Annotated in this window: 23 protein-coding genes and 1 pseudogene; 15 read left to right on the forward strand and 9 right to left on the reverse strand. The window is 50.6% G+C overall.

Annotation, left to right across the window (positions count from 1 at the left end):
• Positions 1-122 precede the first annotated feature (122 nt).
• A complete protein-coding gene (locus JSN25_RS14290; RefSeq protein WP_038639967.1) occupies positions 123-329 on the forward strand; it encodes a hypothetical protein in 207 nt (68 codons plus the stop codon).
• 128 nt (positions 330-457) lie between these two features.
• Here JSN25_RS14290 and JSN25_RS14295 read toward each other — a convergent pair whose 3' ends face one another.
• Positions 458-748 carry a Bor family protein gene (locus JSN25_RS14295; protein WP_204525044.1) on the reverse strand — a complete coding sequence of 97 codons (291 nt, stop codon included), beginning with the start codon at positions 746-748 and terminating at the stop codon, positions 458-460.
• A gap of 332 nt (positions 749-1,080) precedes the next feature.
• Positions 1,081-3,168 (reverse strand): TonB-dependent receptor, encoded by a 2,088-nt coding sequence (locus JSN25_RS14300; RefSeq protein ID WP_204525045.1) that lies wholly within the window; start codon positions 3,166-3,168, stop codon positions 1,081-1,083.
• A gap of 428 nt (positions 3,169-3,596) precedes the next feature.
• Here JSN25_RS14300 and JSN25_RS14305 point away from each other — a divergent pair, with 428 nt between their 5' ends.
• The 10 genes from JSN25_RS14305 to JSN25_RS14350 all read left to right on the forward strand — a co-directional run bounded on the left by JSN25_RS14305 (position 3,597) and on the right by JSN25_RS14350 (position 11,422).
• The gene (locus JSN25_RS14305; RefSeq protein ID WP_204525046.1) at positions 3,597-5,183 is read left to right on the forward strand and encodes an ABC transporter substrate-binding protein; all 1,587 of its coding nucleotides are present in this window, start codon (positions 3,597-3,599) and stop codon (positions 5,181-5,183) included.
• Positions 5,183-6,157 (forward strand): ABC transporter permease, encoded by a 975-nt coding sequence (locus JSN25_RS14310; RefSeq protein WP_069324329.1) that lies wholly within the window; start codon positions 5,183-5,185, stop codon positions 6,155-6,157. Before JSN25_RS14305 ends, JSN25_RS14310 begins: the two co-directional genes overlap by 1 nt.
• On the forward strand, positions 6,147-6,959 hold the full coding sequence (locus JSN25_RS14315) for an ABC transporter permease (RefSeq protein ID WP_069324310.1): 813 nt from the start codon (positions 6,147-6,149) through the stop codon (positions 6,957-6,959). The genes JSN25_RS14310 and JSN25_RS14315 overlap by 11 nt, the downstream gene beginning before the upstream one ends.
• Positions 6,953-7,747 (forward strand): ATP-binding cassette domain-containing protein, encoded by a 795-nt coding sequence (locus JSN25_RS14320; protein ID WP_087857710.1) that lies wholly within the window; start codon positions 6,953-6,955, stop codon positions 7,745-7,747. Before JSN25_RS14315 ends, JSN25_RS14320 begins: the two co-directional genes overlap by 7 nt.
• Positions 7,731-8,321 (forward strand): ATP-binding cassette domain-containing protein, encoded by a 591-nt coding sequence (locus JSN25_RS14325; RefSeq protein ID WP_085049532.1) that lies wholly within the window; start codon positions 7,731-7,733, stop codon positions 8,319-8,321. The genes JSN25_RS14320 and JSN25_RS14325 overlap by 17 nt, the downstream gene beginning before the upstream one ends.
• An 88-nt stretch (positions 8,322-8,409) precedes the next feature.
• On the forward strand, positions 8,410-9,060 hold the full coding sequence (gene zinT, locus JSN25_RS14330; RefSeq protein ID WP_204525047.1) for a metal-binding protein ZinT: 651 nt from the start codon (positions 8,410-8,412) through the stop codon (positions 9,058-9,060).
• Between the two features lie 138 nt (positions 9,061-9,198).
• Complete coding sequence (gene leuE, locus JSN25_RS14335) at positions 9,199-9,837, forward strand: leucine efflux protein LeuE (RefSeq protein ID WP_032940118.1); 639 nt, start codon at positions 9,199-9,201, stop codon at positions 9,835-9,837.
• A 173-nt stretch (positions 9,838-10,010) separates the two neighbouring features.
• Positions 10,011-10,373: a DUF1971 domain-containing protein YeaR gene (gene yeaR / locus JSN25_RS14340; protein WP_038640001.1), complete on the forward strand. Its 363-nt coding sequence runs from the start codon at positions 10,011-10,013 to the stop codon at positions 10,371-10,373.
• A 3-nt stretch (positions 10,374-10,376) separates the two neighbouring features.
• A complete protein-coding gene (locus JSN25_RS14345; RefSeq protein WP_047498951.1) occupies positions 10,377-10,559 on the forward strand; it encodes a DUF1869 domain-containing protein in 183 nt (60 codons plus the stop codon).
• Between the two features lie 218 nt (positions 10,560-10,777).
• Entirely contained in the window at positions 10,778-11,422 is a 645-nt protein-coding gene (locus JSN25_RS14350; protein WP_085049529.1) for a hypothetical protein, read from the forward strand.
• Positions 11,423-11,474: 52 nt separating this feature from the next.
• Here the strand turns inward: JSN25_RS14350 and fdhF are convergent, their stop codons facing one another.
• A complete protein-coding gene (gene fdhF, locus JSN25_RS14355; protein ID WP_204525048.1) occupies positions 11,475-13,622 on the reverse strand; it encodes a formate dehydrogenase subunit alpha in 2,148 nt (715 codons plus the stop codon).
• 361 nt (positions 13,623-13,983) lie between these two features.
• Here fdhF and JSN25_RS14360 point away from each other — a divergent pair, with 361 nt between their 5' ends.
• Positions 13,984-14,232 (forward strand): GlsB/YeaQ/YmgE family stress response membrane protein, encoded by a 249-nt coding sequence (locus JSN25_RS14360; protein WP_005120370.1) that lies wholly within the window; start codon positions 13,984-13,986, stop codon positions 14,230-14,232.
• Positions 14,233-14,280: 48 nt separating this feature from the next.
• Here JSN25_RS14360 and yoaJ read toward each other — a convergent pair whose 3' ends face one another.
• The 3 genes from yoaJ to JSN25_RS14375 are packed head-to-tail and all read right to left on the reverse strand — an operon-like array spanning position 14,281 to position 15,529.
• Positions 14,281-14,355 (reverse strand): protein YoaJ, encoded by a 75-nt coding sequence (yoaJ, locus tag JSN25_RS14365; protein WP_099530266.1) that lies wholly within the window; start codon positions 14,353-14,355, stop codon positions 14,281-14,283.
• A 2-nt stretch (positions 14,356-14,357) separates the two neighbouring features.
• On the reverse strand, positions 14,358-14,456 hold the full coding sequence (locus tag JSN25_RS14370; protein ID WP_038640017.1) for a YoaK family small membrane protein: 99 nt from the start codon (positions 14,454-14,456) through the stop codon (positions 14,358-14,360).
• 47 nt (positions 14,457-14,503) lie between these two features.
• Positions 14,504-15,529 carry a sensor domain-containing diguanylate cyclase gene (locus JSN25_RS14375; RefSeq protein ID WP_087857708.1) on the reverse strand — a complete coding sequence of 342 codons (1,026 nt, stop codon included), beginning with the start codon at positions 15,527-15,529 and terminating at the stop codon, positions 14,504-14,506.
• Between the two features lie 186 nt (positions 15,530-15,715).
• Between JSN25_RS14375 and JSN25_RS14380 the strand changes: the two genes are divergently transcribed.
• Positions 15,716-15,967 (forward strand): putative hemolysin, encoded by a 252-nt coding sequence (locus JSN25_RS14380; protein WP_087857707.1) that lies wholly within the window; start codon positions 15,716-15,718, stop codon positions 15,965-15,967.
• Between the two features lie 7 nt (positions 15,968-15,974).
• On the opposite strand, the gene JSN25_RS14385 is transcribed toward JSN25_RS14380, so the two are convergent.
• Positions 15,975-16,322 carry a DUF488 domain-containing protein gene (locus JSN25_RS14385; protein ID WP_038640022.1) on the reverse strand — a complete coding sequence of 116 codons (348 nt, stop codon included), beginning with the start codon at positions 16,320-16,322 and terminating at the stop codon, positions 15,975-15,977.
• Between the two features lie 198 nt (positions 16,323-16,520).
• Here JSN25_RS14385 and JSN25_RS14390 point away from each other — a divergent pair, with 198 nt between their 5' ends.
• A complete protein-coding gene (locus tag JSN25_RS14390; protein ID WP_204525049.1) occupies positions 16,521-17,228 on the forward strand; it encodes a CTP synthase C-terminal region-related (seleno)protein in 708 nt (235 codons plus the stop codon).
• A 37-nt stretch (positions 17,229-17,265) separates the two neighbouring features.
• On the opposite strand, the gene JSN25_RS14395 is transcribed toward JSN25_RS14390, so the two are convergent.
• Positions 17,266-18,453: a CynX/NimT family MFS transporter gene (locus tag JSN25_RS14395; RefSeq protein ID WP_087857704.1), complete on the reverse strand. Its 1,188-nt coding sequence runs from the start codon at positions 18,451-18,453 to the stop codon at positions 17,266-17,268.
• A 99-nt stretch (positions 18,454-18,552) separates the two neighbouring features.
• Here JSN25_RS14395 and JSN25_RS14400 point away from each other — a divergent pair.
• Positions 18,553-19,345 (forward strand): annotated as a pseudogene (locus tag JSN25_RS14400) (AraC family transcriptional regulator); the annotation flags it as partial.
• Here JSN25_RS14400 and JSN25_RS14405 read toward each other — a convergent pair.
• Positions 19,328-19,774: a DUF441 domain-containing protein gene (locus JSN25_RS14405; protein ID WP_137350557.1), complete on the reverse strand. Its 447-nt coding sequence runs from the start codon at positions 19,772-19,774 to the stop codon at positions 19,328-19,330. The pseudogene JSN25_RS14400 and the gene JSN25_RS14405 sit on opposite strands and share 18 nt — an antisense overlap.
• Positions 19,775-19,832 lie beyond the last annotated feature (58 nt).

Raw genomic sequence — 19,832 nt, forward strand, 5'->3', positions numbered from 1 at the left:
GCCGTAGAAATCCTGTGTTTTTCTTTATCGTGAGATAAATCTCAGATCGCGTTATTCAAAAAACATATCCTTAGTCATGTGGTGGTTATTTGCATTTTTACATACAGCAAACGGATAACAGCATGACAGATATAGCATTTACCAGGGCACGCGATTCAAATCGTGGAGTGAAGGTAGTACATAAGAAAAAATTGGATGTGCGTAGTAACGGTAAGTACACAAACCGCGACCAACTAGCAATTGCCGCTGTTCTGTTTTTAGGCGGTATCGCCGGAGCTATTGTTTTGGCAATGTACTTAATGATGCAGGAGGGCGTTTTTCTGTACTGATTGTTTAATTTTTCTTATGTTTTATTAAGGCGTATATTGACTCGATACTATCATCTCTCAGTAATGTTCAATATTATTAACCATCAATTAAGTTAAGCAGGTATTCCTGAAAATACCTGCTTAAAATATCACTTAGAACAATACACTCTGGCTTCACGAGGGGTATAGATGCCAATCGTGATGATGCGCAAGAAAACATCCATACCCGACTCCTGAACTTCAGTGCGAACAACCTTGTCTGCACCGCCGCAAACAGAAGCTGCATCGATGGTTTGTGACTGGCCAATACCATTAATAAAAAAATTCTGTCTGGTTTCCTGTGTGGTTTTTTCTGCAATACCGTTGTTGATTTTAAAGGTTTGCTGAGCGCAACCGGATAAAGCTGTTGCAGCAATAATCGCAATCATTAACTTTTTCATTTTTACCATTCTCAACTGTTGGATAGTGAGAAAATGATCTTCTTTAATGTCGCTGGTACATATCCGACCAGCGTTTATGCATGACAGTATTGTGCTGGCTGTTTATCTATTATTTAGTTAGATAAATTTTTTGTTTATGCTTTGTAGGTCATTGTTGATAACTTACGGTATCAACTCACATTTTATTAATATCAACATTAAGCACGCACAAAAATAGGGGTGTGTTAATGTTGTTTAGACGGGAATATCGAATTCATGTACGCGAGAATGATATCAGTTGCATATTGGAACAGGACTATCAGAGATAGTCCTGCCAATAAAACATTTTACAATTAGAACTGATAGTTTAACGAAACCCAGTAGTTACGACCCGGATTTACGTAGCCGGTAGTGGATTGTGCAGTCTGATAGTAGTCACCTGCGTAGGTGCTATTGCGACCAACCTGATACAGTTTAACTTCGCTGAAGTCTTTATCCAGTACGTTATTGACTGCCGTATTCAGCGTCAGGTCTTTGGTCAGCTTATAAGACATTCCCATATCGAGAACGGTCCAGGCTTTTAAATTCGCGCCTTTGTCGTCATACACCGCCTTTTGTACCGCGCTGAGGTTCTCATAATTTTCGGTAAAGCGTGGCGCCTTACCGCGATAACGGGCGCTCAACCAGGCGTTCATATCTTCTGTAGCCTGCCAGTTCAGGCGGGCGTTAGCCATATGTTTGGGGGTATAGCTCAACGGTGCGCCTTTATTATCACCATCTTTTTGCTTGCTCTGTGTGTAGGTATAGTTAAGAGATAAACTCAGTACGTCCGACCAGAGAGGGAAGGTGCTGGCGAATTCAATACCATCGGTCCTTGCCTTACCGCTATTGGTATAGCTGTTGGTATTATCATCGATAGAATACGAGACAATTTTATTTTTATATTCGGTATAGAAGCCGGTAACGTTGGCGTTCAGTCCGGCCTCGTTTTCATAATATAGCCCGGTTTCGTAGCTGATACTTTCTTCCGGCTTGAGGTCAGGGTTACCGACAGTATTAACAGTTCCTTGCGCAGTTACGCCGCTAATGCCGTTATGCAACTGGCTGAGTGAGGGCGCTTTATAACCTGTAGTAACACCGCCTTTGAGCGTCCACTCATCGGAGACATCCCAAACCATATAGGCGCGAGGACTCAGGTGGCCGCCAAAGACATCATTATGTTCATAACGTGTACCTGCGGTTAACGCCAGTGAGTCTAGAATATGCCATTCATCTTCCGCATAGGCAGCCCACGTTTTTTGGTGGAACGTCTCGCCGGTATTGGCCAGTACGACACCGTCTTTCATTCGCGCATCCCAGTATTCCCCACCAAGGGTTAACAGGTGTGAGTCACCTAATGGCGTCAGCAGCACCGAGTCCAGAATGACGTTAGTGTTCTTGAGTTCTCGCGCATCACCGGCACGGCCCGCGTTTTCCGGCGTGAGCGCGGAGGAGACCAGTTGTCGGCCTTTGTTCTCGGTTTCATTCCAGCCGAGGGAAGATTTCCAGGTGCCGAACGTTAAAGCGCTATCGTGGCCGAGAGTCACTTTGTTGCGCTCATAGCGCAGCGTTTTATCATAACCTCCCGTCAGGTTGCCCAACTGTCCATCGTCATTGTCATAGCGCTGTCTGGCAGAGTCGAGATCTAACCACAACGTGTTGTTCTCATTGGTTTTCCAGTCCAGGCGCGTGCCGATATTATAGTTCTCAGATTCAGTTGGATAGGGTACGCGAGTAGAGGCGGTATCGCTCAAAGAGGTGACGCTTGAGCCCTGGCGCTGCGTTGTGCTCCCGCGAACCTGCATATCCAGCACGCCTGCGATTAACGGACCGCTGGACCAAAAGTTGGCCACCGTACTGTTACCCCATTTATTACTCTCTTGCAGGTTAACGCCGGTATTGATGGAGGTGCTCCATTTATCGGTACTTTTTTTGGTAATGATGTTCACCACGCCACCGATTGCGTCGGAGCCATACAGCGTCGACATTGGGCCGCGGATCACTTCGATATGATCGATTGCCGCCAGCGGGGGCATAAAGCTGGTATTCATGGCAGAGAAGCCGTTTGGCGTTACATCGCTGCTGCCGTTTTGACGAATACCGTCAATCAGTATCAGGGTATAGCTCGCAGGCATGCCACGGATGCTGATCTCCAGACCACCGGTTTTACCGGTGCTGCTTTCGACATCCACGCCCTCTACTGAACGCAGGGCTTCACCTAAATCATTATATTTATTGGTTTGTAACTCTTGCTGCGAAATCACGGAAACACTGGCTGCTGCATTGGTAATTTTCTTTTCGTATCCGGAGGCGGTGACTACCATGACATCTTCGGCAAAAACCAGGGGGCTGGTAAAACCCATACAGGACAGAACGACAGAGGCAATCGGTTTTAAACGCATAGTCAAACTTCCTTTGTTAAAATTCAAAGGCAGTAAGATAATTGATGAAAATGATAATACAAATAATTATCATTATAGATTTACATAACTTGTCATTTCTGGTGTTTTTCTTGAATAAATATACATAAATTGTCATTGATTTAGCGTAAGGGAATGGTGGTTAAGACAATAGTCTTAATGGTAATTATTAGAATTGAATTAATATGTTATTGAATGAATGGTTGAATTTTAAACAATTTCTGGGGTTCACATCGTACTCATAACGGAGTATCAGAAAAAAGTATGATAATTTTAGAAAATCGTCATACTTTTCTGCGCCGCATCATTTTTTTCGCCAATTCTCTTCGCCATAATCCCTTTCCCAGGAGACTGCTTAACGACAATGCATCGTTAAGCGGCATAAACATAACGCAAATCTGGATAAAATAATGATCAAAGGCAAGCTGGCACTCCTGATGTGTGCATTAACTCTCGCATTAACCTCACCACTCCTCGCCGCGCAGAATGCGGGCGCAGGTCAGACGTTAAAACTGGCGATTGGACCGGAGCCAACGGAAGGGTTTGACCCAATGTTGGGCTGGAGTCATGGCAGCTATTTGCTTTTGCATGCGCCGTTATTAAAACAAAATGCAGATATGAGCTGGGGAAACCTGCTGACGGAGAAGGTGGTGACCAGTGCTGACGGCAAAACCTGGACGCTGACGTTAAAACCTGACCTTAAATTTTCTGATGGGTCGCCGCTAACCGCTGAAGATGTTGTGTTCACTTATAACAAAGCAGCAAAAAGTGGTGGAAAAATTGACATGGGGAACTTCGCTCATGCCAGTTTGAAAGATAACCGCACGGTCGAAGTGACGCTGAGCAGCCCGCAGAGCACCTTTGTGAATGTGCTGGGATCTTTAGGGATTGTTCCGGCAAAGCTTTATAACGAAAAAACATTCGCCAAACATCCGATTGGCGCAGGTCCTTATCGGTTGGTGAGTTTCCAGCCTGGGCAGCAGCTGATTGTGGAGGCTAATCCCTGGTATGCCGGTAAGAAAAATGATTTCAGTAAGCTGGTGTTTGTTTTCCTTGATGAAGATAACGCTTATGCCGCAGCACGCAGTGGGCAACTGGGATTAGTACGTATTGCGCCTTCGATGGCGGTTGCCCCTCAGCAGCAGAATTTGAAACTGTGGGTGCGTGACAGCGTGGAGAATCGGGGCATTGTGTTCCCGATGATTCCTGCAGGTAAAAAAGACGCCAATGGTTATCCGATTGGTAACGATATTACAGCCGATGTCGCGATCAGACGCGCCATCAATTACGCCATTGATCGTAAGCAGCTCGCCGATCAGGTTATGGAAGGTCATGCGATCCCCGCCTATAGCGCGGTTCAGGGCCTGCCATGGCAGGGGCAGTCAGTCGCGTTCAAAGATGGCGACAGCGAAAAAGCACGGACGATTCTGGAAGACGCTGGCTGGAAAGTGGGTAAAGACGGTGTACGAGTGAAAGAGGGCAAAGAGGCGCGCCTGACTTTATGGTATGCCAGCGGTGACAGTACGCGTCGGGATTTAGCCGAAGCCGTACGTGCGATGCTGGAGCCTGTGGGTATCCAGGTATCATTGCAATCCGGAAGCTGGGAAACCGTTGAGCGTCATATGCATGCCAACCCGACGCTGTTTGGCTGGGGAAGCCTGGATCCCATGGAGCTGTTCCATCATTACAGCAATCAGGCTGCGGGCGTGGAGTATTACAACCCCGGTTACTACAGTAATTCTGTCGTTGAAGAGCATCTCAAACAGGCTATTGATGCACCGGACTGGCAAAAAGCGCTGCCTTTCTGGCAACAGGTTGAGTGGGATGGCAAGCAAGGCGCTGGTGTACAGGGCGATGCCGCATGGGCATGGTTATTGAATATTCAGCACACTTACCTGGCAAATCCATGTATTGACTTAGGCAAAGGCGCACCGGAAATTCACGGGAGCTGGTCACTGCTCAATAATCTGGATGAATGGACCTGGACCTGCCGTTGATGAAGTCTGTAGTGGGCCATTTTCTCCGGCTGATGGTGTTATTAGTGCTGGTTGCGGCTGGCACTTTTGTGCTGCTCAGCTTTTCTCCGGTCGATCCGATTCGTGCTTATATTGGCAACGATCTCCTGCACGTGCCACCGGAACAATATGCACGTATCGCCGCTCGCTGGGGATTGGATCAGCCGCTGTGGGAGCGTTTTGGTAACTGGTTTATACGGGTATTGCAGGGCGATCTCGGCTACTCGATGTTGTTTAATGCGCCGGTTGCCAGCGTGATCAAGGAGCGCTTTGCTACCTCGTTTGCGCTGCTTAGCGGCGCATGGCTGCTCTCCGGTATAGTGGGGACGGCAATGGGATTTGTCGCCGGACGCTACCTGAATCGCTGGCCGGATAAAGCAATTTGTCGCCTCAGCTATCTGCTTTCCTCGTTACCGACCTTCTGGATTGGCATGCTGCTGCTGGCGTTATTTGCCGTTCGTTGGCCGATATTCCCGGTCTGCTGTGCGTGGGAGCCGGGCAACAACAGCGATATGGCGACACTAACCGAGCGTCTGCGCCATCTGGTGCTTCCCGTTTGCGCGCTAAGTTTACTGGGGTTGGGGCAGATTACGCTTCATACGCGGGAAAGTATCGCCAGCGTAATGAAGAGCGAATTTGTCCGTTTTGCGCGCTCTCAGGGCGACAAAGGTTGGTCACTGTTACGCCATCAGGTTCTGCGCCACGCTATCACGCCCGCGCTGTGCCTGCAGTTCGCCTCGCTGGGAGAACTGTTGGGGGGCGCGCTGCTGGCAGAAAAGGTCTTTGCTTATCCCGGACTTGGGCAGGCGACCATTGATGCCGGCTTGCGGGGCGATCTACCGTTACTGATGGGGATCGTCTTGTTTAGCACCGTGCTGGTTTTTATTGGCAATTCACTTTCTACCTGGTTTGTTCACGTGTTGAACCGTGCTCTGGAGCGACCCGATGCTCTATAATCCGACACCGACGCTTATTCGTCTGGTGCTCTCTTTTAGTTGTCTGCTATTCATTGCGGTTTATGGCGCGGCCACGCTGGATAACCCGTTGAATGTGAATCTGCTTGCCCGTCATCTGCCCCCTGATGCGCTGTACTGGTTTGGCACCGATAACCTCGGTCGCGATCTGTGGGTGCGTTGCTTTCAGGGGGCGTTAACCAGTCTGCAAATTGGTATCGGCGCGGCCTTGTGCAGTGGCTTCATTGCGTTAATGATGGCGGCGTTGTCGCGCCTGCATCCACGTCTGGACGTGCTTATGCGTCTGATAACTGATGCCATGCTGTCGATGCCGCATCTGCTGCTGCTTATTTTGATTTGTTTTACGCTGGGCGGTGGGAAAAGTGGGGTGATCATGGCAGTGGCGCTAACCCACTGGCCGCGCCTCGCACTGATTCTGCGTGCAGAGGCCGAACGTGTTGCCCATAGCGATTATCTGACGCTGACATGGCGTCTGGGACATGGTCATTTTTACTGCTGGCGACATCACTATTTACCGGCATTGTTACCCCAATGGCTCACGGGGACATTGCTGATGTTCCCTCATGCGGTGCTGCACAGCGCGGCGTTGAGTTTCCTCGGGTTTGGACTGGCGCCGCATGAACCGTCGCTGGGGCTGCTGCTGGCGGATGCGCTGAGGTTTATCAGTCATGGGGACTGGTGGTTAGTGCTGTTTCCGGGGCTGATGTTATTCAGCCTGGTGATGTTATTCGATCAGCTCGCGAGGGCAGTGCATCGTTTATGGTTGCGAGGTGACATATGTTGAGTTTAAGACAGGTCTCGCTGGACGTGGCGCGTTATCGTTGGTTCGGGGCGAGAAAATGGTCTCCGATGTTGCAGAATATCTCTTTCGACGTTGCGCCCGGTCAGATGGTGGCCTTAGTTGGGGGAAGTGGTGAAGGGAAAAGTCTGCTCTTGCAATGTCTGCTCGATCTGTTACCGGAAAATTTGCGTCTGCACGGCGCCATAACCCTTGATGGCAAAATGCTGAACAGTCATGACATCCGCGAATGTCGGGGCAATACCTTCAGCTATGTCCCGCAAGGCGTTCAGGCCCTGAACCCGCTGCTCTCAATTGAAAAGCATTTGCGCAGAGCAAGTCAGCTCTCCGGCCAAACCTGGAATGCCGGAAAAATAGAAAAATTGCTCCAGCGTAGTCAACTGGAAACCAGCGTATTAGATGCCTTCCCGCGTCAGCTTTCAGGCGGTATGGCGAAACGTGTTCTGGCCTGTCACGCGTCGCTGAGTCAGGCCCGCTATATTCTGGCTGACGAAATTACCGCCTGGCTTGATGCGCCATTGGCTAATCAACTGCTTGAGCAGTTGCGTGGTTTATGTGAGCAAGGGGCTGGTGTTTTATGGGTGACGCACGATCTCACGCTGGCGGCCCAACATGCGGATCGCATCGTCGCGCTGTATCAGGGAAGCGTGTCGGATAACGTTAGTCGTGAACAGCTGTTGCGCGGGGAAATTAGCGAGCATCTGCAACGTCAATGGCGGGCTCTGCCTGAGAGAAATCAATTATTTGGAGTGCGCGATGCTGTGCTGTCGTGATGTCGTGATTCGCCAGGGAGGAAAGGTGCTGTGGCAAAACCTTTCTTTCTCTTTGTATCCCGGTGAACGTATTGGGATTTGTGCGCCCAGCGGAACCGGCAAAACGACGTTGGGGCGCGTGCTGGCGGGCTGGCAAAAGCCGACCTCGGGCGACATTCTTATCGATGACCAGCCGCTACCGATGCATCAATATTGCCCGGTGCAACTGGTACCGCAGCATCCGGAATTAACTTTTAACCCACGGCGTAGCACCGGCGATGCGGTTTATGACGCCTGGCGGCCCGGCGCGGAACTCCTTATCCGTCTGCATATCAAGCCGGAGTGGCTAACCCGTCGCCCCGGACAGCTTTCTGGTGGTGAACTGGCGCGAATCGCCATACTTCGCGCGCTGGACCCGCGGACCCGTTTTCTTATTGCCGATGAGATTACCGCTCAGCTCGATCCTTCCATTCAAAGAGATATCTGGGGGCTGCTGCTCGAAGAATGCCAGCGTCGATCGTTAGGCATGCTGATTATCAGCCATCAGCAGGCGCTGCTTGATCAGATTTGCACGCGAGCGCTACTCACGCCGTGATTTTCCCCGTTCCGGTAAGTTACGACGTTGATTAAATGGTTATGTTATATTATAACATTTCACTCGCAAACGATTTGAGGGTGAAATTTTGGCTATTCATTTTAAAAAACTGGCAATCGCTCTGGGGATGATTTTGGTCAGTGGTCAGGTTTTGGCTCACGGTCACCATTCACATGATGTTCCGATGAGTGAAACAGAACAAAAGGCGTCAGAAGGCGTGTTTGATGATGAGCAGGTACAGAACAGACCGCTGACTGACTGGGATGGCATGTGGCAATCTGTCTATCCGTATCTGGTCAGTGGCGAACTTGATCCGGTATTCAAAAAGAAAGCGGAGAAAGATAAAAGCAAAACGGCAGAACAGATTAAAGATTATTACCGTCAAGGCTATGCAACTAACGTAGACACCATCGGCATTGAAAATGGTGTGATGGAATTTCATACCGGTAATCAGGTTACATCATGCAAATACGATTATGCCGGATATAAAATCTTGCACTATAAATCAGGCAAGAAAGGTGTACGTTATTTGTTTGAGTGTAAAGCTGCTGATAGCAAAGCGCCTAAATACGTCCAGTTCAGCGATCATATCATTGCTCCGCGCAAGTCAAGCCACTTCCATATTTTTATGGGAAATACCTCGCAGGCAGCCTTGCTCGAAGAAATGGAGAACTGGCCTACCTACTATCCTTATCAGTTGAAAGGCGAAGAGGTGGTGGATGAGATGCTGCACCATTAATCCGGCCTAAGTTAACGGTACATACCCGCCGCCGGTGGCGGGTATTTTAATTAACAACCTTCTCTTTCCATCCCCTTGCGCATTCGTTAGCATATTGTCTTGCAGCAAGTGCATGTGTTTTTTCAGGAAGAGGTTAACGTGTTTGCAGAGTATGGAGTTCTGAATTACTGGACATATCTGGTGGGGGCTATTTTTATCGTGCTGGTTCCCGGGCCAAATACGATATTTGTGTTGAAGAATAGCGTTGGTCGGGGAGTGAAGGGCGGTTATCTCGCCGCAAGCGGTGTGTTTATCGGTGATGCTGTGTTGATGTTTTTGGCCTATGCCGGTGTTGCCGCCTTGATCAAAACCACGCCTGTTTTATTTAATATCGTTCGTTATCTCGGCGCTTTTTATCTGCTGTATCTCGGTGCGAAGATCCTGTACGCCACACTGAAATCAAAGGCAAGCGACGCCGCGGCTGAGGAAGTCCCGTTTGGCGCCATTTTTAAGCGCGCCTTAATTCTGAGCCTGACTAATCCGAAAGCAATTCTGTTTTATGTTTCGTTCTTCGTGCAGTTCATTGATGTCAATGCGCCGCACTCAGGGCTGTCATTCTTTATTCTGGCTATAACGCTTGAGATAGTGAGCTTTTTCTACCTGAGTTTCCTTATTTTTTCCGGCGCGTTTGTGACCCAGTACATTCGTACCAAGAAGAAGTTGGCTAAGGTGGGTAACTCCCTTATCGGTCTGATTTTCGTTGGTTTTGCTGCCCGTCTGGCGACGCTTCAGTCGTAATCATTGGCCCGCTGAATGTGGCGGGCTTCAATTTTAAGCTTTTCTTCCCCACACATATCAGCTAATGGTTATAACCAATAAATGGTATTTTAAATGTATATTTTGAGGCGTACTCTGTACACAGCAGCGGTTCAATATGACTCGCTGGTTGTCGACTGGAAAAGGGAAGAAAAATGCTTCAAATTCCACAGAATCATATCCATACACGCTCAACTCCGTTCTGGAACAAACAAACTGCACCTGCCGGAATTTTCGAACGCCACCTTGATAAAGGCACCCGTGCCGGGGTTTATCCTCGACTGTCAGTTATGCAGGGGGCGGTCAAATATCTCGGCTACGCAGATGAACACAGCCCAGAGCCAGTAGAGGTGATGGTTATTGAGGCCGGTCAGTTTGGCGTTTTTCCGCCGGAAAAATGGCATAACATCGAAGTGATGACCGACGATACTTACTTTAATATCGATTTTTTCGTTGCCCCGGAAGTACTGATGGAGAGTGCAAATCAACGAAAAGTCGTGCGCACTGGCAAGGAGTAAATCATGGGCAAAGCAACCTATACCGTCACAGTAACCAATAACAGCAACGGTGTGTCTGTTGATTACGAGACCGAAGCGCCGATGACATTATTGGTTCCGGATGTCGCGGCAGAAGTGGTCAAAGAGCTGGTCAATACCGTCCGTTCATACGATACCGAGAATGAGCATGAAGTCTGCGGATGGTAGTGCTTTCACTTCTGATACCGTTTGAACTGATTGATTCTTAACTTGAAAACCGCACTGCATTTTGATAACGCAGGGCGGTTTTTTATTTGCGCCGGATAGATCGCAGTCCGGAAAAAGATTTCTTAAGAATACCTTAAGAAATTCGCATCGTTTGCTAATAGTTGATCATTCATAGGGGTTATGATCGTGAAATAGTAACAATACAGAACTTCGCGCTTATGAAATTGAATACCCGACTTACATTATCCGCATTCATTCTTGGACTGGTCCTCGTCGCGATCCCGTTCACCGCAAACTGGCATCTTCCTCTGCTCAATGGCGCGGTTGTCACATGGATTGAAAATGGCCAGGCGCTATGGTTATTGTTTGGTGCTGTATTTACTTTCTGCTACATCCGGCCTTTATCGCGTCCTGCAGGCGAGAAGCAATTTTGGCTTTGGGCGGCGGTATGGTGGCTGGTATTACTGGGCCGAAGCACCAGTTGGGGCCGTGATTACTTCCCGGAGCATCCTAAACTGCTGTTCAGAGCTATCTCAGTCGTGTTAATTGCGATGATTATTCTGCCGGTCCTGCTGTCGAAGCACCTACGCCAGGATATTGCCCGGCGCTTGCGTAATGAACCGCTACCGCTGTGGCTACTGGCGATCACCGTCTGCGCATTTTTGATTTCCGATACAGTGGAGCATCATCGCCTGCTGGCGCCTGTCTTTTTGCATAACGCCAGTTACGGCGATTTGATTGAAGAATTGTACGAACTGCCGTTTATGGTGGGATTGTTTCTGATGAACCTCGGTTTTATGCAGCGGGATAAACAGCATGAGTCTGCCGCTATTTGCTTCAGTGAACCGCATCTGGCGAAGTAGTTGGAAAAGGCCTGAGTCTGGAAGGCCAGACTCAGGCGGTCAGGGCGATAATTTACGCAATGGCCTCACACAAGCGTGATTTCATTTCGCTGTACGTTTGTGCGGCATACTTCTCCGCCCATCCCTGATCGGTAATGTGCTCAATTTTGACAGCACAATATTTGGTTTCCGGCGTTTTCGAGATCGGATCAAGGTTATCCTGTGTTAACTCATTACACGCGCCAATCCACCATTGATAGGTCATATACACTGTGCCGGCATTAATACGCTCAGATACATCCGCACGGCTGATAACCTTGCCTCGGCGCGAGCTTACCCACACCAGGTCACGATGACGGATACCCAGTTTTTCTGCATCATCGGTGTTGATTTGAACATACCCTGGCTCATCAGCCAGCGCCTGTAATGCCGCGCAGTTACCGGTCATGGAGCGGCAGGAGTAGTGTCCGACCTCGCGCACGGTACACAACACCAGCGGATAGTTCTCATCAGGGACTTCAGCAGGAGCGCGCCACGGAGCGGCAAACAGTTTGCCTTTGCCATTCGCGGTATCAAACTGGCTGTGTGCGTAAAGATACGGTGTGCCCGGGTGATCGAGATCCGGACAAGGCCACTGAACATGGCCCATCTCACCCATTTTCTCATAGGTCACGCCATAGAATAGCGGACACAGTTCGCGCATCTCATCCCAGATTTGCTGATTATTTTGATACTGCATCGGATAGCCCATTTCGCTGGCCAACAGACTGATAATTTCCCAGTCACGTTTAACATCCCCGTGGGGTTCAATCGCTTTCTCAAAACGCTGGAAGCCACGATCGGCGCAGGTAAAGACACCACCGTGTTCGCCCCATGATGTTGCAGGCAACAGGACGTCGGCCATCTCTGCCGTTTTGGTCATGAAGATATCCTGCACGACGATAAAATCGAGCGCGTTAAATCCTTCCCGGACCAGCCCCAAATCAGCCTCGGTTTGCAGCGGATCCTCACCCATGATGTAGTAGGCTTTTATTTTGCCCTCAATCGCCAGATGCGGAACTTCGGTGATGCGTGTTCCGACCTTGTCATCCATCTGAGTAACGTCAATCCCCCAGGCGGTGGCGAATTTCTCCCTGACGGCAAAATCGGTCACGTCCTGATACCCCGGAAACTGGTTAGGCAGTACGCCCATATCACATGCGCCCTGCACGTTATTTTGCCCGCGTACCGGGCCAACACCGACGTTTGGACGTCCCAGATTCCCGGTCAGTAAGGCCAGGCTCGACAGTCCACGCACCACATCAACGGCCTGGCCAAACTGCGTGACGCCCATCCCCCACATCACGGTTGCCGATGGCGCCGCGGCAAATGTACGCATCGCCTGACGAACCTGTTGTGCAGGGACGCCGGTTAAATGTTCTACGGCTTCAGGGGCATAGTCCTTAACGGTTTCCCAGTATGTTTCCAGACCTTCGGCATGTTTATGCACGTACTCGCGATCGTAAAGCTGCTCTTCAATAAGCACATGGCCAAAAGCGTTGACCAACGCCATGTTGCAGCCATTTTTTAACTGCAAATGCTGATCGGCGATACGGGCGGTTTCAATACGGCGAGGGTCGCAAACAATGATTTTCGCGCCGTTCTGACGAGCTTTAATCACCCGACGGGCCACTATGGGGTGTGAGTCCGCGCAGTTATAACCAAAGATGAGCAGGCATTTTGAGTTTTCAATGTCGCTGATGGAGTTGCTCATTGCGCCATTGCCCAGCGTTTCCTGGAGACCCGCAACGGAAGGGCCGTGACAGACGCGGGCACAGCAGTCGACATTGTTGGTGTTGAGCACCCCACGGGCGAATTTTTGCATCACGTAGTTGGTCTCATTGCCTGTTCCCCGGGAGGAACCTGTCGTCATGATGGCGCGAGGACCATAGGTATTTTTGATTTCAGATAAGCGTTTAGCGGTGTAACGAATGGCCTCATCCCAGCTAACGGGAGTGAATTTTCCACCTTTTTCATAACGGATCATCGGGCGAGTCAGACGGGGAGTCAGAAGGCGGGTGTCGTTCAGAAAGTCCCAACCATAATAGCCTTTCAGGCATAACTGATTTTGGTTCGTTACACCCTCAGCGGCTTCGGCGCGGATGATTTTGTTATTTTCAACAACAAGCTTGAGCTTGCACCCGGCCCCACAGTATGGGCATACACTGGTGATTTTTTTCATCAATAACAGACCTGTTAAATGCTGAAATAGCGCGAATTGTAGACGAAGCCACGTGAATAGATATCACGGGCTACGATGTGTCGTAGTGACGGGTTGTTAAAGCATAAAGCATGCCAAAGATGAAAAACCAGCATTGGCAGGGGGGCTGCCCAGAGAGCAGAGAGGAATGACTGTCGATTCGTCACTATTGACGAGAAGCGTCATAAATATCACCGTTTTGTCGTTGGTCTAACTCTATGAAACATCAGAAAAAGATGAAAATTACAGGTGATGCCGATCACAAATTATAATTTTTCAGCGCTATGCTATGCTTTTATACAACGAGTCAATCGTTAACTTAAAAACATAAGTGAGGAAAATAATGGGCATTATTTCATGGGTGATTTTCGGTCTTATCGCGGGGATTTTGGCAAAATGGATTATGCCGGGTAAAGATGGCGGCGGATTCTTTATGACCATTATCTTGGGGGTTGTTGGTGCGGTGGTTGGCGGCTGGATCAGTACCTTCTTTGGCTTTGGCAAAGTTGATGGTTTCAACTTCGGCAGTTTCGTCGTAGCGGTTATCGGCGCGATCGTGGTGCTGTTTATCTACAGAAAGATCAAAAGCTAACTCAATATACAGAGATGAAAGGCCACTGATATGTGGCCTTTTTATTAGTTACCACCAGCCCAGTTCCGTTCCCAGAACCACGATGATAGCCACGCCAATCATAATGAGCGTTGTTTTTTTCATCGTTACGCACCCGGCGCAGCGTAGCCGCCAACAAAAAACCAGGATAAGAAAACGACAGCGGAAATGAAAATAATGACGGGGAAAATAATACCGAGTCGCATAGGATTATCTGCCAGAGTTATTTAAAGACGAGCCAGCATAGCAGGGCTTAATGTACGACAAAAGTGGTTTTATCCTGTCGCTTTTTATCTTTGTACATTGCGCTGTCTGCCATATGGAGCGCACAGTTTACATCGGTCTCATGCGGATCAATTTCCACCACGCCCAGGCTGGCGCCAGGATAAAACAGATGGACGCTGCCCAAGTGATAGTCGCCGCAAATGCGCTGTTGCAGCTGATTTTTTACCTTTTGCAGGCGCTCGCACCGATCGCTTTCATCTTCCGGCGACAGGCTAACGACTAAAAATTCGTCACCGCCCAGTCGACCAAGGATATCATTGTCGCTGCATTCGTGGAGCAGGCGCTGTCCGATTTGGATCAGGAACTGGTCGCCAACTTCATGACCAAAGCGGTCATTAATCAGTTTGAAATCATCCAAATCAATATAGGCAACGACGACCTTCTGTCGGAGATGTCGGGCAAGCGAAAATAGGGTTTCAACATTTTCAAAAATCGAGCGCCGGTTCGGTAACCCGGTCAGCGCATCGGTGTAGGAATGCGCAATCAGCGCGGCGTTGGCTTCGCGTAACTGAGCGACCAGCGACTCTTTTTGAATAGACTGGGCGATCAGGCCGGCAAACAGATTCAGCACCTGTTCACCTCGCTCGCTCAATGCCTGCTGGCGGCGACTGGTGGCGCAGAGCGTACCGTAAAACGTTCCGTCCGGAAGATGAACAGGCGTGCTGAGAAACGTAGTGATTTCCAGCGCGCGGGCTGCGCTGCATTCCGGCCAGCGTGCGGGCACGTTGTCGCTATACAGACAGTTATCTTCGATGGCGCGTTTGCATAGCGTCTCATCCCACGGGACGGACAGCCCTTCCGGGATCTGCATTTGTTTGCTATTGCGCGCGTACAAAATATGCTGCAGGCGAGCATCTAAATCGACCTTGGTTAAATAGGTTGATTCCATCTCTGTCACCACCTCCAGCATCTCCAGAAGTTGCCGAACCAGACTCTCAACAGACTGCTCCGTGGCTAAGGATTGTGAGACTCTGGCGAGGATCATGTCCGACATGAGGTGTAAATACTCCTGAGTAATGACAAGGCTGGCGTTGCCCGCATGATAGAACATCAAGGTGAAAGATGAAACACGTGCTCCCGGTTAAAATGTAAACATAAAATTGAAGCCCGGTGGTAAAACATGGAGATATATGAGGAGTCGGGGTAATCTTGCCGGATAACGTTCTTAGCAGGAGTTGATATGAAACTGGCGTCTGTTATTTTGCCCGGCATGCTGGTGCTGGCAGGGTGTAGTACCCCACAACCAGAAGCGCCAATGCCGCCGAAAATTGGTATGGCGAATCCGGCATCGGTGTATTGCGAACAAAAGGGCGGCTCGCTGATTGCGGTGCAGACTCCGCAAGGGGTAAGGTCTGACTGCAAACTCCCCGGAGGGGAAGTGATAGATGAATGGGAACTCTGGCGTAGAGATCATCCGGCAGCGGGGAAGTGATCCGCTGTTAGCATTGACGTAGCCATTCAGCCAGCACCAACGCGTGGTTTTGCTGAGTATTCTTCGCCGCATACAGCAGCGTTAAGGTTTGCTGCCGGGCAATTTCTGCGAGGCGCTTCCCTTCCTGCTGCTGTTGGGCCAGTTCGCTACGGTACTGCTGGGAGAAGTGAGAAAAATCAATCAGCTCTGCGTGGAATGCTTTACGTAAATCTGATGACGGCGTCAGCGCTTTATTCCATTCATTGAAAGCAAGGTCGGTCTTTTTTATCCCCCGTGGCCACAACCGATCGACCAGAACGCGATAACCATCGCTTGTTTCTGCCGGGTCATACACGCGTTTACACTGAATATTCATCTTTTCATCCGCTCCATTAAGCCGCCGCGTTGGTATTTAGCATCATTTTTATGACGGTTAAATAAGATCCTAAAACGTGACCATTATAGCATTTTGCCAGCCTGGACTCCCAATTTAAGGGATTGTGATACCGATGAAAAGTCGGTAGGCTGAGGCTCCTTATGTTGTCCCTTATTGTCTGGACATAAGGAAACCTTAATGGACATTTCCCCGATAAAAGATACGCTTCGCATTGCGCTGGTGGGCGATTACAACCCCGATATTGTGGCGCACCAGGCGATTCCCCTTGCCATTGATGATGCTGCTGCCGTGCTGGAGTTGGTGGCTGATTATGACTGGCTAACCACTTCCGATATCAACAGCAGCGAAGATTTGATTGGCTATGATGCCATCTGGGTCGTGCCAGGCAGCCCCTATCGACACCAGGAAGGGGCGCTGATTGCGATACGCTACGCACGCGAGAACAGCATTCCATTTTTAGGCACCTGTGGTGGTTTCCAACACGCCATACTGGAGTATGCCCGAAACGTGCTGGGCTGGAGTGATGCCGCGCATGCTGAAACGGATACCGCTGGGCGAATGGTGATCGCGCCGTTGACCTGCTCGTTGGTTGAAAAAACGGATGATATTGAGCTCCGGGCCAATACGCTGATTGCGAAAGCCTATGGACGCGATGCTATCACGGAGGGGTATCACTGCAACTATGGTGTGTCGGACGCTTTTGCCACCGAGCTTGAGAGCGGCGATCTCCGGGTGACCGGTTGGGATGACGCCGGGGATATTCGCGCCATTGAACTGGTAACGCATCCTTTCTTTGTTGGCACACTCTTTCAACATGAGCGTGGCGCGCTGGCGGGAAAACCCGTGCCGTTAGTCCAGGCGATGCTCCGCGCTGCGCGGGGATAAAATGCCGGGCAGGAGGTTAGCTAACCTGCCCGCTACATTATGCGTTCGCGATCTCCCGATCGCGCCCAGCGCACAGACCAAACACGGCCATCAGCATCGCTAACACGGCGACACCCGCTAATGGAATCAGCCAGCTACCGTTGAGGTCGTGAATTTTACCCATCAAGGGCGGCCCGCAGGCGGCCAGTAAATAGCCGACAGACTGCGCCATTCCGGACAACGCCGCGGCCTGATGTGCGGAACTTGCGCGCAGGCCAATGAAGGTCAAGCCGAGGATCATGGTCGCACCTGAGCCAAAGCCAAACAGAATGGTCCACAGTAAAGCCTGGTCGGGCATTATGGCGAATCCCGCCGCGCCAACGGCGCACATTACTGAAACCAGGGCGGCGATGGCACGCTGATCCTTAAATCTGTTCAGGACGAGAGGAATCAATAACCCTGGCGCGGCGGTCGCCAGTTGCAGTAAACCGTGCAACGAACCGGCCTGCGCCTCGCTGTAGCCGTGGCTGATTAAAATGGCGGGCAACCAGCCGATGATCACGTAATAGATAAGCGAGTTGATTCCCAGAAACAGGGTCACCTGCCAGGCGAGGCTGGAGCGCCAGATAGCACGGGAATGTAATGCGCGTGAGTTACTCAAGCTGGCATTGCCCGTCTGACGACATTGGGGTAACCAGATAACCAGCGCCAGCAGCGGAAAAACCATCAGTACCATCAGTGCGCCGCGCCAGCCAAATCCATTTAACGCCAGCGGAACAACCATGGCTGAACCCAGCGCTGCCGCTGCGCCCATGGTCAGCGAGTAAGCGCCAGTAAGTTTTGCCACATGCTGGGCATAATCACGCTTAATCAGCCCTGGCAACAGGACATTTCCCAGGGCTATTCCGCACCCGATGATAGCGGTTCCGCTAAACAGCAATCCCGGTGAGGGCAGCGAGCGTATCGTAATACCTGCGCAAATCAGCAGCATAGCGGCAAACAGGCTGCGTTCGATGCCCCAGCGGCGCGCAACGGCTGCGGCCAGAGGGGATACCAGCGCGAAGGCCAGCAGCGGAAGGGTGGTCAAGAGTCCCGTTTGGGCAGTGCTCAGACCGTAGTCGGCACGAATTGCATCTAACAGCGGGGCGGCGCCGGTAAAGGTAACGCGCAGCGTGGTGGCAATCATCAGGATACCCGCGATCAGCAAAGCAGCGTTTTTACCGCGGGAGGAAGGCGTATTTATCATTTTTTTCTCATCTTGTCAGGCGAGGCGATACCTTAGCGTTTTTACGCCATGAGTGAATCAAGCTAAAATGACAGTTTATCGCTAAAATCGGACATTCTTATGTTGGGACTAAGATTGGATGGGTATGAACCTGACCTTCACCATGATGCCGCGGTGGCGTTCTGCATTCAGGCCCGGGAAGATGAACTCTTTAGTCCGCTGCATCAGCATCGTAAGGGGCAGTTGATTCTGGCTTTGCATGGCGCGATTACCTGCGAGGTCGAAAATGCCATGTGGATGGTACCTCCCCAATATGCGGTGTGGATCCCTGGTGAAATTCCGCACAGTAACCATGTAACCGTAGGCGCACAATTGTGTTTCTTGTTTATTGAACCTCATGCCGTCGTGATGCCTGAGCGTTGTTGTACGCTAAAGATATCTCCCTTGTGCCGGGAGCTCATTCTCTCGCTGGCGTCGAAAACGGACGACCAACGACTGGAACCGTCAACTCAGCGACTGACGCAGGTGTTGTTTGATGAACTCCCGCAGCAGCCGCAGGAGCAACTGCAGTTACCGGTTTCCGATCATCCGAAAATCCGCAGAATGGTCGCGACAATGGCGCGAGAGCCTGCCCAATGGCAGACGCTTGGGCAGTGGGCCGATGTATTTGCGATGAGTGAGCGCAACCTTGCCCGGCTGGTCGTCAAGGAAACGGGATTGAGCTTTCGCCGCTGGCGTCATCAGCTGCAGTTGATTCTGGCGCTGCAGGCGCTGATCGATGGTCATAATGTGCAGCAGGTCGCGCAAATGCTCGGTTATGATTCAACCACCGCATTTATCACGATGTTCAAAAAAGGCCTGGGGCAGACCCCAGGCCGTTATCTGAGCTGACTTGCTACTGCTTCCCAACAATCAACGAGACCAGACCTGCCGCAATAAGCGGCCCCACCGGTACGCCGCGAAACAGCGCCACGCCCAGCACCGTACCGACCAGTAAACCGGCCACAAGCTGGGGCTGGCTGCCCATCAGCGTGACGCCGCGCCCGCCAAGCCAGGAGACAACCACGCCGACGGCAATTGCGACCAGTGATTTCCAGTTTACAAAAGAGTGCATGAGCGTGGAGGGCGGTAGCGTTCCGCTGGCGATCGGTGCCATTACGCCGATAGTCAGAATAATAATCCCGATGGTCAGTCCCTGTTTTTCAATCCACGGAAAGAACGTATTCAGCGGGGTTACACGGACGATGATCAGCACCAGAATTGAAACAGCGACAGTGGTGTTGTGGCTGACAAAGCCCAGAGCTGCCAGTCCGAGGAGGATCAGCAGAGTGACATCAAACATCGTAGTTTCCTTGCCAAAAGAAAAAATAAGCCTGCTTACTGTACGCGTAAACGCGTGA

Origin of the sequence: Citrobacter cronae (genome assembly GCF_016893685.1) — a bacterium.
In the GTDB taxonomy this organism is placed as follows: Bacteria; Pseudomonadota; Gammaproteobacteria; order Enterobacterales; family Enterobacteriaceae; genus Citrobacter; species Citrobacter werkmanii.

Excerpts from the sequence above, each read along its gene's own strand:
- JSN25_RS14350 (WP_085049529.1), top strand. The coding sequence starts at position 10,778 with ATGAAATTGAATACCCGACTTACATTATCCGCATTCATTCTTGGACTG.
- JSN25_RS14300 (WP_204525045.1), bottom strand. The coding sequence starts at position 3,168 with ATGCGTTTAAAACCGATTGCCTCTGTCGTTCTGTCCTGTATGGGTTTT.
- yeaR (WP_038640001.1), top strand. The coding sequence starts at position 10,011 with ATGCTTCAAATTCCACAGAATCATATCCATACACGCTCAACTCCGTTC.
- JSN25_RS14295 (WP_204525044.1), bottom strand. The coding sequence starts at position 748 with ATGAAAAAGTTAATGATTGCGATTATTGCTGCAACAGCTTTATCCGGT.
- JSN25_RS14325 (WP_085049532.1), top strand. The coding sequence starts at position 7,731 with ATGCTGTGCTGTCGTGATGTCGTGATTCGCCAGGGAGGAAAGGTGCTG.
- fdhF (WP_204525048.1), bottom strand. The coding sequence starts at position 13,622 with ATGAAAAAAATCACCAGTGTATGCCCATACTGTGGGGCCGGGTGCAAG.
- JSN25_RS14315 (WP_069324310.1), top strand. The coding sequence starts at position 6,147 with ATGCTCTATAATCCGACACCGACGCTTATTCGTCTGGTGCTCTCTTTT.
- JSN25_RS14390 (WP_204525049.1), top strand. The coding sequence starts at position 16,521 with ATGGACATTTCCCCGATAAAAGATACGCTTCGCATTGCGCTGGTGGGC.
- JSN25_RS14385 (WP_038640022.1), bottom strand. The coding sequence starts at position 16,322 with ATGAATATTCAGTGTAAACGCGTGTATGACCCGGCAGAAACAAGCGAT.
- JSN25_RS14310 (WP_069324329.1), top strand. The coding sequence starts at position 5,183 with ATGAAGTCTGTAGTGGGCCATTTTCTCCGGCTGATGGTGTTATTAGTG.
- JSN25_RS14405 (WP_137350557.1), bottom strand. The coding sequence starts at position 19,774 with ATGTTTGATGTCACTCTGCTGATCCTCCTCGGACTGGCAGCTCTGGGC.
- JSN25_RS14360 (WP_005120370.1), top strand. The coding sequence starts at position 13,984 with ATGGGCATTATTTCATGGGTGATTTTCGGTCTTATCGCGGGGATTTTG.
- JSN25_RS14345 (WP_047498951.1), top strand. The coding sequence starts at position 10,377 with ATGGGCAAAGCAACCTATACCGTCACAGTAACCAATAACAGCAACGGT.
- JSN25_RS14370 (WP_038640017.1), bottom strand. The coding sequence starts at position 14,456 with ATGCGACTCGGTATTATTTTCCCCGTCATTATTTTCATTTCCGCTGTC.
- JSN25_RS14305 (WP_204525046.1), top strand. The coding sequence starts at position 3,597 with ATGATCAAAGGCAAGCTGGCACTCCTGATGTGTGCATTAACTCTCGCA.
- JSN25_RS14395 (WP_087857704.1), bottom strand. The coding sequence starts at position 18,453 with ATGATAAATACGCCTTCCTCCCGCGGTAAAAACGCTGCTTTGCTGATC.
- JSN25_RS14380 (WP_087857707.1), top strand. The coding sequence starts at position 15,716 with ATGAAACTGGCGTCTGTTATTTTGCCCGGCATGCTGGTGCTGGCAGGG.
- JSN25_RS14320 (WP_087857710.1), top strand. The coding sequence starts at position 6,953 with ATGTTGAGTTTAAGACAGGTCTCGCTGGACGTGGCGCGTTATCGTTGG.
- JSN25_RS14290 (WP_038639967.1), top strand. The coding sequence starts at position 123 with ATGACAGATATAGCATTTACCAGGGCACGCGATTCAAATCGTGGAGTG.
- JSN25_RS14375 (WP_087857708.1), bottom strand. The coding sequence starts at position 15,529 with ATGTCGGACATGATCCTCGCCAGAGTCTCACAATCCTTAGCCACGGAG.